Source organism: Xanthomonas sp. MLO165, from assembly GCF_018831305.1.
GTDB classification, from domain to species: domain Bacteria; phylum Pseudomonadota; class Gammaproteobacteria; order Xanthomonadales; family Xanthomonadaceae; genus Xanthomonas; species Xanthomonas arboricola.
Genome location: NZ_CP029263.1, coordinates 4,366,983 through 4,380,472 on the forward strand (window position 1 = coordinate 4,366,983; position 13,490 = coordinate 4,380,472).

General features: G+C 67.6%; 13 protein-coding genes. 8 read left to right on the plus strand and 5 right to left on the minus strand.

Annotated elements, in window-relative coordinates:
* Window positions 1-49 precede the first annotated feature (49 nt).
* On the plus strand, window positions 50-787 hold the full coding sequence (locus DGN21_RS18355) for an HAD family hydrolase (RefSeq protein ID WP_215825017.1): 738 nt from the start codon (window positions 50-52) through the stop codon (window positions 785-787).
* Between the two features lie 43 nt (window positions 788-830).
* Window positions 831-2,201 (plus strand): leucyl aminopeptidase family protein, encoded by a 1,371-nt coding sequence (locus DGN21_RS18360; RefSeq protein ID WP_039524791.1) that lies wholly within the window; start codon window positions 831-833, stop codon window positions 2,199-2,201.
* A 64-nt stretch (window positions 2,202-2,265) separates the two neighbouring features.
* Here DGN21_RS18360 and DGN21_RS18365 read toward each other — a convergent pair whose 3' ends face one another.
* Window positions 2,266-3,021 carry an anti-sigma factor gene (locus DGN21_RS18365; RefSeq protein ID WP_102251080.1) on the minus strand — a complete coding sequence of 252 codons (756 nt, stop codon included), beginning with the start codon at window positions 3,019-3,021 and terminating at the stop codon, window positions 2,266-2,268.
* On the minus strand, window positions 3,018-3,533 hold the full coding sequence (locus tag DGN21_RS18370; protein WP_016902644.1) for an RNA polymerase sigma factor: 516 nt from the start codon (window positions 3,531-3,533) through the stop codon (window positions 3,018-3,020). Before DGN21_RS18370 ends, DGN21_RS18365 begins: the two co-directional genes overlap by 4 nt.
* A gap of 162 nt (window positions 3,534-3,695) precedes the next feature.
* On the opposite strand from DGN21_RS18370, the gene DGN21_RS18375 reads away from it, so the two are divergent.
* Together DGN21_RS18375 and DGN21_RS18380 are read left to right on the plus strand one after the other, a co-directional pair.
* Window positions 3,696-4,793: a catalase family peroxidase gene (locus tag DGN21_RS18375; protein WP_126966456.1), complete on the plus strand. Its 1,098-nt coding sequence runs from the start codon at window positions 3,696-3,698 to the stop codon at window positions 4,791-4,793.
* On the plus strand, window positions 4,790-5,332 hold the full coding sequence (locus DGN21_RS18380) for a cytochrome b (RefSeq protein WP_016902642.1): 543 nt from the start codon (window positions 4,790-4,792) through the stop codon (window positions 5,330-5,332). The genes DGN21_RS18375 and DGN21_RS18380 overlap by 4 nt, the downstream gene beginning before the upstream one ends.
* A gap of 154 nt (window positions 5,333-5,486) precedes the next feature.
* On the opposite strand, the gene DGN21_RS18385 is transcribed toward DGN21_RS18380, so the two are convergent.
* From DGN21_RS18385 to DGN21_RS18395, 3 genes are all read right to left on the minus strand, one after another.
* On the minus strand, window positions 5,487-6,275 hold the full coding sequence (locus DGN21_RS18385) for a ThuA domain-containing protein (RefSeq protein WP_126966455.1): 789 nt from the start codon (window positions 6,273-6,275) through the stop codon (window positions 5,487-5,489).
* A 169-nt stretch (window positions 6,276-6,444) separates the two neighbouring features.
* Window positions 6,445-7,047: a response regulator transcription factor gene (locus DGN21_RS18390; protein ID WP_039524779.1), complete on the minus strand. Its 603-nt coding sequence runs from the start codon at window positions 7,045-7,047 to the stop codon at window positions 6,445-6,447.
* A 91-nt stretch (window positions 7,048-7,138) separates the two neighbouring features.
* Window positions 7,139-8,326 carry a sensor histidine kinase gene (locus DGN21_RS18395; protein ID WP_065033469.1) on the minus strand — a complete coding sequence of 396 codons (1,188 nt, stop codon included), beginning with the start codon at window positions 8,324-8,326 and terminating at the stop codon, window positions 7,139-7,141.
* A gap of 290 nt (window positions 8,327-8,616) precedes the next feature.
* Here DGN21_RS18395 and DGN21_RS18400 point away from each other — a divergent pair, with 290 nt between their 5' ends.
* From DGN21_RS18400 to DGN21_RS18415, 4 genes are all read left to right on the plus strand, one after another.
* A complete protein-coding gene (locus DGN21_RS18400) occupies window positions 8,617-9,861 on the plus strand; it encodes an efflux RND transporter periplasmic adaptor subunit (RefSeq protein WP_160954448.1) in 1,245 nt (414 codons plus the stop codon).
* 381 nt (window positions 9,862-10,242) lie between these two features.
* The gene (locus DGN21_RS18405) at window positions 10,243-10,932 is read left to right on the plus strand and encodes an ABC transporter ATP-binding protein (RefSeq protein ID WP_024939051.1); all 690 of its coding nucleotides are present in this window, start codon (window positions 10,243-10,245) and stop codon (window positions 10,930-10,932) included.
* A gap of 12 nt (window positions 10,933-10,944) precedes the next feature.
* Window positions 10,945-12,105 carry an ABC transporter permease gene (locus DGN21_RS18410; protein WP_046344898.1) on the plus strand — a complete coding sequence of 387 codons (1,161 nt, stop codon included), beginning with the start codon at window positions 10,945-10,947 and terminating at the stop codon, window positions 12,103-12,105.
* A gap of 13 nt (window positions 12,106-12,118) precedes the next feature.
* Entirely contained in the window at window positions 12,119-13,438 is a 1,320-nt protein-coding gene (locus DGN21_RS18415; RefSeq protein ID WP_215825018.1) for an ABC transporter permease, read from the plus strand.
* The last annotated feature ends 52 nt before the right edge of the window (window positions 13,439-13,490 follow it).

The following is a 13,490-nucleotide window of genomic DNA, read 5'->3' on the forward strand; positions in this document are numbered from 1 at the left end:
TCCCCAATCCCGATTCCCCAATCCCAACGCAAGACCGTAAAATCTGGCGATGAGCTTCCAAATCAGCGCCATCACCCTCGACCTCGACGATACGTTGTGGCCCTTTGCGCCGATCGGGGCGCGGATCGACCAGGTGTTGTACGACTGGATGCGCGAGCACAGTCCAGTCACCGCCGAGCGGTTTCCGGTAGAGGCAATGCGCGAACTGCGCGAGCGCAGCTTTGCCGACAACCCGCACCTGCATCATGACCTCAGCGCGCTGCGGCGATTGACGCTGGAAATGGCGCTGCGCGAGAGCGGCGGCGACCTGGCCTTGCTGGAGCCTGCGTACGACGTCTTCTACGCCGCGCGCAACCAGGTGGAGTGCTACCCGGATGCGCTGGACGCACTGACGCGCATCGCCGCGCACATGCCGGTGGCGGCACTCAGCAATGGCAATGCCGATCTGCAGCGCATCGGGTTGATGCATCACTTCGCGTTTCAGCTGGGTTCGCGCGAGCACGGCAGCGCCAAGCCGGATCCGAGCATCTTCCTGGCCGCATGCGCGCGGCTGGAGGTGCCGCCGGCGCAGGTGCTGCATGTGGGCGACCACGTGCGCATGGACGTGCTGGGCGCGCTGGATGCCGGGCTGCGCGCCTGCTGGATCAATCGTGATGGAGCGCAGTGGTCGCACCCGACCCAGCAACCGGATCTGGAGTTCGACTCCATGACCGGGCTGGCCGACTGGCTGGACGCGCAGCAGCCGCACCCCGACCCCGCACACGCCGGCATCCGCCTTCCCGCCTGAGCCACTTTTTGCTCGGCGCATGGCGCCGCCTCCGAGGATTTCCATGTCGCAGCTCACCGGTTTCATCGATCCCAATGCCGCAGCCTTGCCGCTGCATGTGCTCGACCGCGAAGGCTTTGCACGTTGGTGCGCCGAGCAGCCCACGCACGTGCTGTCGTGGGCACAGGCGCAACGGTTCGATGCCGCGCCAGGCAGCGTGCTGTTGTTGCCGGGCGAACAGGGGCTGGCCGGCGCGGTGCTGGGCATCGGCGACCGCGCCGATGCCTACGCCTACGCGCATGCACCGATGGCGCTGCCGCCGGCCAGCCGCTGGACCCTGGCCAACACGCTGAGCGAGAGCGAGCAGGCGCTGCTGCACCTGGGCTGGGGCCTGGGTGCGTACCGCTTCTCGCGCTACCGCAAGGTACCGCGCGCACCGGCCGAACTTGCCGCTACGCCGACACCGCAGACGCGCGCCTTGATCGAGGCCTGCATCCGCGTGCGCGACTGGGTCAATACGCCGACCGAGGACATGGGCCCGCAGCATCTGGAAGAGGCCACGCGCGCACTGGCGCAAACGCATGGCGCCCAGGTCGATGCCATCGTCGGCGAGCAATTGCTGGCGCAGAACTTCCCCACCATCCACGCGGTCGGGCGTGCCTCGCACCGGGCGCCGCGGCTGATCCAGCTGCAATGGGGCGATGCGGCGCATCCGCATCTGGTGCTGGTTGGCAAGGGCGTGTGCTTTGACACCGGCGGGCTGGATCTGAAGCCGGCCGATGGCATGCGCAACATGAAGAAGGATATGGGCGGCGCGGCGCATGCCTTGGCGCTGGCCGGCCTGGTGATGGCGCAGCAGCTGCCGGTACGACTGACCCTGTTGATTGCCGCGGTGGAAAACGCCGTCGGCCCGGATGCGTTCCGCCCGGGCGAAGTCATCACCACCCGCGCCGGCGTCACGGTGGAAGTGGACAACACCGATGCCGAAGGCCGCCTGGTGCTGTGCGATGCGCTGAGCTACGCCACCGAGCAGCGCCCCGATCTGATCCTGGATTTCGCAACGCTCACCGGTGCCGCACGCATCGCCTTGGGGCCGGACCTGCCCGCGCTGTTCGCCAACGACGATGCGCTGGCGCAGGCCTGGCTGCGTGCCGGCGAGCAGACCCGCGACCCGGTCTGGCGCATGCCGCTATGGCGCCCGTATCTGCGTTACCTCAACAGCCATGTCGCCGACATGGCCAACGCCGGCTCGCGCATGGCCGGCGCGGTCACCGCCGCGCTGTACCTGGAGCGCTTTGTCGCGCCGGGCCAGCTGTGGGCGCATCTGGACGTGTATGCCTGGAACGACAGCGACCGCCCCGGCCGCCCGGCGGGCGGCGAGGCGCTGGCGCTGCGCTCGGCCTTTGCGATGCTCCAGCAACGCTACGGCGGCTGAGCTCGCTGAGCTCGCCGCGCACGCAAGCGCGCGGGCCATCAGCACGCAGCTTGAGTCGCGCCGGTCATCCCTGGCTGCGCAGCAACGGTGCGATCGTGCGCATGCGTGTCTGCGTCGCCGGGCCGACCAGCGCAAACGCGGTCTCGCCTTCGGCCCAGTACTGCGCCAGTAGACGGCCATCGCGCCGTTCGCCGGTGGGCATCGGCCCGCTGCGCGGACGCAGATACAGACCGATACGCGCGCCGTCGGCATCGCTGTAGACCAGCATCGCTGCCGCGCCTTCGGGCGTGGAAAGCAGCTGCCCGCCGCGCAGCACATAGCCCTGCGCGCGCAGATCCGGCACCACACCGGCATTGCCGAAATGCGTGCGCAACCACGGCTCCAATTCCGTACGGCGCTGCACCTCCAACGCAACGCCCGGATGCGCGTCGACATCGGCAAACAGGCGGTAGGCGGCCACTGCATCAGCCATCGGCACGCGCTGAATGGCGAGCCGGCTCTCGCGCAACTGCCAGCCCAGCCCGGTGCCCAGGCCCAGCGCCAGCACGCAACTGGCGGCCATGGCCACCAGGGTCCGGCGGCGTTGCTGCAGGCCACGGCGAATCGCTGCAGGCGTCAGCGCCAGCGTGGCCATCTCCGGCTCCAGGCCGGCGTGCGCGGCGCGCAGCGCTTCGGCATCGCGTTTCCAGCCGGCCACGCGCGCGGCCTGCGCCGGGTGCGCCTGCAACCAGGCGGCCACCGCTGCGCGTTGCGCCGGCTCCAGCCGGCCATCGACATAGGCGTGCAGTGCGTGTTCGTCAGGCGGCGGGGTGCTGGTCATTTCAGGATCCTCAATGCAGGTGCGTGGCGCACGTGGCCTTCGTTCAATGCACGCAGGCGTTCGCGCGCGCGCGACAGCCGCGACATCACCGTGCCGATCGGGATGCCGAGGGTGTCGGCCACCTCGCGGTAACTGAAACCCTCCACGCTGACCAGGAGCAGCAAGGCGCGCTGTTCCGGCGGCAGCAACGCCAGGCTGGCCAGCATGGCGCGGCCGTCGTGCACCTGCTCGGCCGATGCGGACTGGCTGGGCTGCTGCGGTGCGAACAGGCCCACCACGCGCTGCCAGCGCGCGGCGCGGCGCTGCCCGTCCAGAAACTGCCGGTACAGGATGGCGAACAGCCACGGCTGCAGGGCCTCGGCGGTATGGCGGGTGCGCCAACGCCGCAGCGCACGTTCCAGCGTGGCCTGCACAAGGTCGTCGGCGCTGGCGGGCTCGCCGCTCAGCGAGCGCGCGAAGCGACGCAGCGCCGGCAGCACGGCACGCAGTTGGTCATCGTCCAGAGCATCCATCGGCAGGTTTGGTGGTGGCATCACACAGTAGACGCGCTGGAGCGTGGACTATTCCCACGTTCGATGCGCGTGCCACAACGCCTGGGCGATCACGGGAATAAGCCGGCCTGCACGTCGTCTCACTGCATCGACCACTCACCGCACCGACCCCTGGAGCCAGCCATGACCTTGCCACCTCCTTCCCCACCGCCACAGCATGGACGCGTTCGCGTGGCGCCCTTGCTGGGGATCGCCGCGATTGCCGGCGGCCTGGCGGTTGCGTTCGCCTGGACCGCCGGCTGGATCGGTGGCGACCGGCTGACCGCCGCGCGCATGACCGACACCATCGAGGCCAGCGGGCCGCCGCATCCGGGCTTTCGCCGCGCACATACCAAGGGCGTGTGTGTGAGCGGGGACTTCAAGTCCAGCGGCAAGGCCACCTGGCTGTCGTCGGCACGCATCTTCAGCCAGGCCAGTACGCCGGTGCTCGGGCGCCTGTCGATCGGCGGCGGCGACCCGCATGGCGCCGATGGTGCGGCACGCGTACGCAGCATGGCATTGCTGTTGCGCAGCGACGACGGGCAGGAATGGCGCACCGCGATGAATAGTTTTCCGTTCTTCGTGGTGGCCACGCCGGCCGGTTTCCAGGCATTGAACGTGGCATCGCGGCCGGACCCGGCTACCGGCAAGCCAGATCCGGCCAAGCTGGCCGCGTTCGGCAAGCAGTATCCGGAAGCGGCCAAGTTCCAGCAGTGGGCCAAGACCGCACCGTGGTCCAACAGCTGGGCCAATACGCAATACAACGGGGTCAATGCGTTCCGCGCGATTGCCGCCGATGGACGCGAGCGCTACATCCGCTGGTCGATGCGTCCGCATACCCCGTTCCAGGAGCTCAGCGCCGAACAGCGCGCGCAGGCCGATGGCGATTTTCTCGCCACCGATCTGGGCACGCGCCTGGCGCAGGGGCCGCTGCGTTGGGACCTGGTGCTGACCGTGGCCGAGCCGGGCGATGCGGTGGACGATCCCTCGCAGCCATGGCCGGAAAGCCGCAAGCAGATCGTCGCCGGCACGGTATCGATCGACCATGCCGAGCCGCAGGCCACCGGCCCGTGCCGCGACCTGAATTACGACCCGCTGATCCTGCCCAAGGGCATTGCCGGATCCAACGACCCGATCCTGGCGGCGCGCTCGTCGGTGTATTCGCAATCGTTCAACCGGCGCGAGCATGAGATCGCCAATGGCACAGGCAGCGCCGCCACCGGCCAGGGAGCACGCCAATGAGCAGCCACACCCACTTCAACTTGCCCGCACGCGTGCTGCATTGGTTGATGGCCGCGATGATCCTGACCATGCTGTTCGTCGGCGTGGGCATGGTGGCTTCGGTGACGCAGCGGCCGTGGTTGATCGATCTGCATCGCCCCTTGGGCATTGCGATCCTGATCCTTGCGGTGCTGCGGCTGATCAATCGCCTGCGCAACCGCCCGCCGCCGCTGCCGGCCGACCTGCCGGCCTGGCAGAAGGCCGCGGCGACCGCTTCGCACTGGTTGTTGTATGCGCTGATGCTGGGCATGCCGTTGATAGGCTGGGCGATGCTGTCGGCCGGCGCTTATCCGATCGTGCTGTGGCCGGGCGCGAACCTGCCGGCGATCGCGCCGCACGATCCAGCGCTGTACGCCTGGTTGCGGAGCGCGCATGGCTGGTTGGCGTACCTGTTGTTCGCCACCGTATTGGGGCATCTGAGCGCGGCGCTGTTCCATGCCTGGGTGCGCCGCGATGGCGTGTTTTCCAGCATGGCGCGTGGCGAGCGGTCTGCGCGTTGATGGACGGGCGTCGGCTCCCTTCTCCCGCCGGGAGAAGGTGCCCCCGCAGGGGCGGATGCGGGTACGGGCGAAGCATCGGGTTGACCGCCATCTGGAGTGGCGTTGCCGCGCACCCTCACCCTCACCCCTCTCCCGGCGGGAGAGGGGCTAGGATTTAATGCTGGCGTTTTGTCTTGGCCGCTGGCGCGGATGCTTGGATGCCCTTGCCGGTGGCGGCCCAGTAAATCCCGCCGTACAGATGCTCCAGGTAGCGCGGGTCGTTGTAGGCCTCGGCCAGGTGGCCGAGCGCGGTGGCGAACACGCGGCCGCCTTCGAAATGGTGGTACCAGGCCACCGGGTGCTGCTTGCCCATGCCCTTGGCGACCTGGCCCGGCCAGATCAGCGTGGGGTCATAGCTGGTTTCGTCCACCGTCATCAGCGTGACCAGGTCGTCGCTGTACGGCGGATCGTATTCGTACCATTCGTCGGTCCACACCCAGCGCGCGGGCAGGCCGGCAGTGGCCGGGAAATTGGCGTCCACCACGTCGACCATCGCGGTCTGCATGTACGGATGGGTGCGGAACGAGCGGCCGATCAGATGGTCGTACCATTCCCAGTCGCCGCGCTTGATCGCAAACGCCTTGTGCACCGCCACCACGCCGCCGCCGTTGCGCACGTAGGCCTGAAAGTTCGCACGCTGCGTGGGATCCAGATCGGTGGCCGGCGTATTGAGCAGCACGATCGCCGCGTATTGCGATAGATCGCCATCGAAGGCCTTGGCATTCCACGCCCACACCAACTCGACATAATGCTTGCGCGCCATCGCTTCGAATTGCGGCTTGGCGACCGGGATATAGTCGTGGTGATACTGGTTGGGAATCGCCGCCACCAGGATCTTGAATTGCTCGGCAGACGCGTTGAATGCGCACACCATCAGCAGGCCCAACAGCCACAGGGATTTCATGCCGTTCGCTCGCAGGGATCGTTCTGGCCCGGCAGTGTACCCGCGCCTGCGCGGCATGCTTTTCGCGTTATTTGGAATAGCGGCAGGCAGCAATGCACAACGGATACGCGGCGCAGCATGCCATTCATTGCCGCGCTCGCTGACAGCGCAACGCGCCTGCGTCACTGCGTCACAGCCAGCCTTTCTGCCGCGCCAGCCGATACGCTTCGATGCGATTGGCCACGCCCAGCTTGCCGATGCATTCGGACAGGTAATTGCGCACCGTGCCATGCGACAACTGCAATTGCTGCGCGATCTCGCTGGCCGAGCGGCCTTCGCCGGCCAGCCGCAACACCGTGCGCTCGCGTTCGCTCAAGGGATCGGCTTCGACCCAGGCGTCCAGCGCCAGTTGTGGGTCGATCACCCGCCCGCCACGCTGCACCTGACGCAGGGCGCCGACCAGTTGTTCGGCCGGCGCGTCCTTGAGCAGATACGCCGCCACACCGGCATCCAGCGCGCGGCGTAGAAATCCCGGGCGGGCGAAGGTGGTGACGATCATCACCCGTACCGGCAGTGCCTGGCGCTGGATGCGCTGGGCCAGCTCTAAACCGGTCAGGCCAGGCATTTCGATATCGGTGATCAGCACGTCCGGCTGCAGGCGTTGCAGCTCGCGCCAGGCAGTTTCGCCATCGCCTGCGCTGCCGACCACCTCGATATCGTCTTCCAGCCCAAGCAAGGCGACCAACGCGCCACGCAGCAGCGCCTGGTCTTCGGCCAACAACACCCGGATCATCGCGCGCGCTCATATGCAGACAACGGTGGCGCACGATAGCAGCGCTTGGGCCCGCCGTGCATTGCGTGCAATGCGGTGGACGTGTGCGCGATCAGCGCGACGGTGGCAGCAGCGGCACCGGCAAGGGCGGCTGCGCCGTCGCCAGCGTGGGCTGCGGCAACGGCACGCTGGCGCGCAGGCGCATGCCGCGCGGCAGCGCTTCCACTTCCAGCGCGCCGCCCAGGCCGTGCAGGCGTGTGCGCATGCCGTCCAGGCCATTGCCGGGCACGATCACCCCGCCACGCCCATCGTCGCTGATGTCCAGCACCGCCTGCTCGCCCTGCGCGCGCAGGCTCACGCGCATCCGCCTGGCCTGCGCATGCCGTTGCACATTGGTGGCCGCTTCGCGCACCACCAGTGCCAGTGCGGTTTCGTGTTCGGGCGGCAAGGCCAGCGTTTCCAGTGCGTGTTCCAGCACGATGCCGTCCATCTCCAGCAGTACCCGCGCCGACGCCAGCTCGGCCACCAGCCCGGCGGCGCGAATGCCGGTGACCGCACGCCGCACCTGCGCCAGGGCATCGCGCGAAATCTGCGCCACCGCATCGATCTCGCCGCGCGCGGCCTGCGGATCGCGCGCGATCAGGCGCGCGGCCAGATCGGACTTGAGTGCCACCAGCGACAAGGTGTGGCCGAGCAGATCGTGCAGGTCGCGGCCGATGCGTTCGCGCTCGGCGGTGGCGGCCAGCCGGCGCACTTCGTCCTGCGACAGGCGCAGCAACGCGTCCTTGCGTTCGTTGATGCTGTACACCGCACCGACACCGGCCATGCCCAGCACCGACACCGGCAGCCACACCAGCGATTGCAGGCGCATTCCCAGCCAGTGCGCCCAGCCCAGGTAGAGCACGTTCATCACCACCAGCATCGCGAAGTGCCGCCACAGGGCCTGCCGTGTGGACGGGGGCAGGCTCAGGCAGGCGAAGACGAAATAGCTGATTCCCGAGGGATACACCGGCAGCAACGCGGCACTGAGCACACCCATCGCCCAGGCATAGCGATATAGGGTGCCGCGCGGCGCCAGCAACATGCGCGCATACAGCAGCAGGAAGACCGGATACGACAGCAGGGTGCACAGCAGCCAGGTGCTGTCGTACCCCCGCGAGGAAAACACCGGCACCACGAACACCCAGCTCGACCACAGCAGATGCACGCCATCCATCCACGGCGACTGGCCCTGCGCCAGCCGCGCGGCAACCTGCGAATTGGCGGCGGGGCGAAGCCAGGCGGGTAACGACACGCGCATCGGGGTGGGTCCATGTGGGTGATCGGATTCTGCCACTGCCGGGCCCGACCGGGCGCCCGATGCTGCAGCCTCGCCCATCCTGAAGGGCGCGGCCAGTTGCCGCTGTCATGCACGGCAGGTGACAGCTGTCACTGGTGGATGCCGCCATCGCGGTCGCATGCTGCGCAGCACCTGGCAGCAGCGTTGGTCGCGCTACCGTTCGTCGCCGCGATCGCATTGGTGACTTCCGGCAGCTTGCGGCGCCGCCTGCGGCCGGTCACATTTCGCGCAGCATCCCGTCCTGGTCATCGATGAATACTTCCGCCGATCTGCTCAAGCAACTCCGCATCGACCGCCAGCGTCCTGCCGCCCCCCAACCTGCACGGCGCGGCGGCTGGGTCATCGCCGCCGTGATCGTCATCGTGCTGCTGGCGGCCGCGGCGTGGTGGTTCACCCGCCGCCCGGTGGCGAAGGTACAGACCGCAGCGGTGGTGGCGATCAGCGCCGGCAGCAGCAGTGCCTCGGTGCTGGACGCATCGGGCTACGTGGTGGCGCGGCGCATGGCCACGGTGTCGGCGCAGGTCACCGGCAAGGTGCGCGAGGTGATGATCGAAGAAGGCATGCGCGTCGAACAAGGCCAGGTGATGGCCACGCTGGACCCGCTGGATGCCGATGCGCAGCGCACGCTGTCGGCATCGCAGCTGTCGGCCGCACGCAGCCAGGTCGACAACATGCAGGCGCAACTGGCAGTGGCCAATGCCGATGCGGCGCGGCTGCAATCGCTGGTCGGTGCGCAACTGGTGTCGCGCTCGCAGTACGAGCAGGCCACCGCACAGCGCGATGCCTTGCGCGCACAGCTGCAGAATGCGCAACGCAATGTGCGCGTGGCATCGGACCAGCTGGCGATCTCGGCAATCCGCTCGGACTTCAACGTGGTGCGTGCGCCGTTTGCCGGCGTGGTCACCGCCAAGGCCGCGCAGCCCGGCGAAATCGTCTCGCCGCTGTCGGCCGGCGGCGGCTTCACCCGCACCGGCATCGGCACCATCGTGGACATGGAATCGCTGGAGATCGAAGTGGAAGTGGGCGAGTCCTACATCGGCCGCGTGCAGCCGAAGATGCCGGTGGAAGCGGTGCTCAACGCGTACCCGGAATGGAAGATTCCCGGCGAGGTGATCGCCATCATTCCCACTGCCGACCGCGGCAAGGCCACGGTGAAGGTGCGCGTGGCGCTCAAGCTCAAGGACCCGCGCATCGTGCCGGAGATGGGCGTGCGGGTGAGCTTTCTGGAACGGGCCAATACGCAGGAGGCCAGCAAGCCGCAAGGCGTGCGCGTGCCGGCTGCGGCACTGGTCGAACGCGACACGCGCACGGTCGCGTTCGTGGTCGGCGAGCGCAACACCGTCAGCATGAAGACGGTCACTCCCGGGATGGTGATGGGCGAGGACCGCCAGGTGGTGTCGGGTTTGAGTGCGGGCGACACTGTGGTGCTGGATCCGCCGCAAGGCCTGAAAGACGGCGACACGGTGGCCGAAGCCGACGCGGCCGCTGCCGAGTAACTGCGCCGGTCACTGCAGTCACCAGCTGGGCAGCGACGCCGCTCCGGGGAGCGCGGCGCCCACGGTGGCGGCAATGGCTGATGCGATCGTGGCACCTGGATGGCCCTGCGATCGCGCAAGGCGATGCAGCCACATAGCAACGATCACAGCGGCGTTGGTGATCCACAGCCAGCGGCGTCATCGGTCAGTGCAGACCTAGCCGCCTGGCTTGTCGCCGCCATGCGTCGTCGCGCATGTCCCAGCAGTTGCGTCTGTCGTCATCCAGCCTCGCACCGTCTTGCCGCCTCACCGTCACCGCATCGCCGTGTTGCCGCCTCATGCAATCGCGGTCGCCATGCCGCATCGCGCTTGCCTCTTTCCATTGCACCGCCAGGAGTCGCCATGACCGCTCTCGTCAGCTTGCGCAACATCACCAAGACCTACCAACGCGGCCCCGAGCAGGTGCAGGTGCTGCACGGCATCGACCTGGAAATCGCCAGTGGCGACTTCGTCGCGCTGATGGGTCCGTCCGGCTCGGGCAAGACCACCTTGCTCAATCTGATCGGCGGGCTGGACAACCCCAGCGGTGGCGAGATCGAGATCCAGGGCGAGCGCATCGACCGCATGAGCGGCGGCCAGCTCGCGACCTGGCGCAGTCACCACGTCGGCTTCGTGTTCCAGTTCTACAACCTGATGCCGATGCTCACCGCGCAAAAGAACGTGGAGCTGCCGTTGCTGCTCACCGCGCTCAACGCCGCGCAACGCAAGCGCAATGCGGAAATCGCCCTGACCCTGGTCGGCCTGCAGGAACGCCGCAACCACAAGCCCAGCGAACTGTCCGGCGGCCAGCAGCAGCGCGTGGCGATTGCACGCGCGATCGTGTCCGACCCCACGTTCCTGATCTGCGACGAACCCACCGGCGATCTGGACCGCCATAACGCCGAGGAGATCCTGCGCCTGCTGCAGGAACTCAACCGCGAACACGGCAAGACCATCGTGATGGTGACCCACGACCCCAAGGCCGCCGAGTACGCCACCCATACCATCCATCTGGACAAGGGCGAGCTGGCCGATGCGCCGCTCGTGCTCTAAGGGAGTGCTGCCATGAAGTATCTCTGGCTGGTGTGGGCGCAGTTGTTCCGCAGCAAGACCCGCACCTTGTTGACCTTGCTGTCGGTGGTGGCGGCGTTCCTGCTGTTCGGCATGCTCGATTCGGTGCGCGTGGCCTTCACCTCCGGCGGCAGCGTCAGCGGCGTGAACCGCCTGGTGGTGGCCTCGCGCCTGTCGATCACCCAATCGCTGCCGATCAGCCTGGAGCCGCAGATCCGCAGCGTGCCGGGCGTGCGCGATGTGACCTCGGCGATGTGGTTCGGCGGCATCTACCGCGACCCGAAGAATTTCTTCCCGAACTTTTCGGTAGCGCCCAATTTTTTCGACGTCTACAGCGAGTACGAGCTGCCCAAGGAGCAGCTCAAGGCGTTCCAGACCACGCGCACCGGCGCCATCGTCGGCGAGACCCTGGCCAAGGCCAATGGCTGGAAGATCGGCGACACCATTCCGCTGCAGGCCACCATCTTCCCGCGTGGCGGCAGCAACGACTGGCCGCTGCAACTGGTCGGCATCTTCCGCATGAAGGACCGCGCGGTGGCGGCCAATCAGGAACGCCAGTTGATGATGAACTGGAAATACTTCGACGAGTCCAACGACTACATCAAGAGCAGGGTCAGCTGGTACACGGTGACGTTGCGCAACGCCGACCAGGCCTCGCGTGTGGCGCAGGCGATCGACGCGTTGTCGGCCAACTCCGATCATGAAACCAAGTCGCAGACCGAATCGGCGTTCCAGCAGGCCTTCATCAAACAGTTCGCCGATATCGGCCTGATCGTCACCTCGATCATGGCCGCGGTGTTCTTCACCTTGCTGCTGCTGACCGGCAACACCATGGCGCAGGCGGTGCGCGAGCGCATACCGGAGCTGGCCACGCTCAAGACACTGGGCTTTCAGGACCGCACCGTGTTGAGTCTGGTGATGGTGGAGTCGGTGCTGTTGATCGGCCTGGGCGGGTTGATCGGCATGGGTCTGGCGTCGCTGGTGATTCCGCTGGTGGCCGCACGCAGCGGCGGGGTGATGCCGGTGCAGGGCGTGCCGCTGCAGACCTGGTTGGTCGGGCTGGGCCTGATGGCCGGCATCGGCATCGTGGTGGGTGTGCTGCCGGCGCGACGCGCGCAGCGCTTGAAGATCGTCGATGCCCTCGCCGGCCGCTGACAGGAGCAGGCAAATGCAAACCCAATGGAAGAACCGTCTGGTCAATCTGCTGTCGGTCGTGTCGCTGGCCGTCGGGTTGGCCGTGTGGATCGCGCTGCCGTGGATCGGCGTGCTGGTCGCCGCCGCCTTGCTGGCGGTGTGGCTGGTTGTCACGCGCAGCGGCCGGCTGTCGTTGGCCGCTGCACGTATCGGCATCGCCACGCTGCCGCAACGCTGGGGTGCCAGCTCGGTGATCGTGGTCGGCATCGCCGGTGTGGTCGGCGTGCTGGTGGCGATGCTGGCGATGGGCCAGGGGTTTCAGGCCACGCTCAACAGCACCGGCGACGACACCACCGCGATTGTTCTGCGCGGCGGCTCGCAGGCCGAAACCAACTCGGTGATCACCCGCGACCTGGTGCCGCTGATCGGCAGCCTGCCCGGCATCGCCGCCGATGCCAGGGGCCGCCCGCTGTTGTCGCCGGAGCTCTCGCAGGTGGTCAACATCGCCTCCAGATCCGATGGCACCGACGTCAACGCGCAACTGCGTGGCGTGGGCGAACAGGCCTGGGCGGTGCACGACAAGGTCAGGCTGGTGCAGGGCCGGCGCTTCACCCCTGGCCTGCGCGAGATCGTGGTCGGCAAGGGCGCGTTGACTCAGTTCCGCGGACTGCAGCTGGGCAAGACGCTCACTCTCGGCAGCCAACAATGGACCGTGGTCGGCGTGTTCGCCTCCGGCGATGCGCACGATTCGGAGCTGTGGACCGATGCGCAGACGCTGGCCACCACCTACAACCGCAGCGCCTACCAGTCGATCAGCGTGCGCACCGCCGGCAAGGCCGGTTTCAGCCAGTTCAAGACCGCCATGGGCGCCGATCCGCGGCTCAAACTGGATGTGGAAACCACCCGTGCCTACTACGGCAAACAGGGCGGTGGCTTGAACAGGTTGATCAGCATCCTGGGCACGGTGATCGGCGCGATCATGGCGGTGGGCGCGGTGTTCGGCGCGCTCAACACCATGTATGCGGCGGTGGCCACGCGCGCGCGCGCGATCGCCACGATGCGCGCGATCGGTTTCCGCGGCACGCCGGTGATCATGGCGCTGATGCTGGAGACCATGTTGCTGGCGCTGCTGGGCGGCTTGCTCGGTGGCCTGATCGCCTGGGCCATCTTCAATGGCTACAGCGTGTCCACGCTGGGCAGCAACTTCAGCCAGATCGTGTTCCAGTTCAAGGTCTCGCCGGAGCTGTTGTGGAGCGGGCTCAAATGGGCGCTGGGCATTGGCCTGGTCGGCGGGCTGTTCCCGGCCTTGCGCGCGGCGCGGTTGCCGATCACCACTGCCTTGCGTGAGGTGTAGCGCGGGCCTTGGCCCGCCGGGAATCGGGAATCGGGAATCGGGAATCGGGAGT

What these genes read in the sequence shown, in the direction of transcription:
- DGN21_RS18395 (WP_065033469.1), bottom strand. Translation starts at nt 8,326, where the DNA reads ATGCGCGTGTCGTTACCCGCCTGGCTTCGCCCCGCCGCCAATTCGCAG.
- DGN21_RS18400 (WP_160954448.1), top strand. Translation starts at nt 8,617, where the DNA reads ATGAATACTTCCGCCGATCTGCTCAAGCAACTCCGCATCGACCGCCAG.
- DGN21_RS18405 (WP_024939051.1), top strand. Translation starts at nt 10,243, where the DNA reads ATGACCGCTCTCGTCAGCTTGCGCAACATCACCAAGACCTACCAACGC.
- DGN21_RS18415 (WP_215825018.1), top strand. Translation starts at nt 12,119, where the DNA reads ATGCAAACCCAATGGAAGAACCGTCTGGTCAATCTGCTGTCGGTCGTG.
- DGN21_RS18355 (WP_215825017.1), top strand. Translation starts at nt 50, where the DNA reads ATGAGCTTCCAAATCAGCGCCATCACCCTCGACCTCGACGATACGTTG.
- DGN21_RS18385 (WP_126966455.1), bottom strand. Translation starts at nt 6,275, where the DNA reads ATGAAATCCCTGTGGCTGTTGGGCCTGCTGATGGTGTGCGCATTCAAC.
- DGN21_RS18390 (WP_039524779.1), bottom strand. Translation starts at nt 7,047, where the DNA reads ATGATCCGGGTGTTGTTGGCCGAAGACCAGGCGCTGCTGCGTGGCGCG.
- DGN21_RS18370 (WP_016902644.1), bottom strand. Translation starts at nt 3,533, where the DNA reads ATGGATGCTCTGGACGATGACCAACTGCGTGCCGTGCTGCCGGCGCTG.
- DGN21_RS18365 (WP_102251080.1), bottom strand. Translation starts at nt 3,021, where the DNA reads ATGACCAGCACCCCGCCGCCTGACGAACACGCACTGCACGCCTATGTC.
- DGN21_RS18380 (WP_016902642.1), top strand. Translation starts at nt 4,790, where the DNA reads ATGAGCAGCCACACCCACTTCAACTTGCCCGCACGCGTGCTGCATTGG.
- DGN21_RS18375 (WP_126966456.1), top strand. Translation starts at nt 3,696, where the DNA reads ATGACCTTGCCACCTCCTTCCCCACCGCCACAGCATGGACGCGTTCGC.
- DGN21_RS18410 (WP_046344898.1), top strand. Translation starts at nt 10,945, where the DNA reads ATGAAGTATCTCTGGCTGGTGTGGGCGCAGTTGTTCCGCAGCAAGACC.
- DGN21_RS18360 (WP_039524791.1), top strand. Translation starts at nt 831, where the DNA reads ATGTCGCAGCTCACCGGTTTCATCGATCCCAATGCCGCAGCCTTGCCG.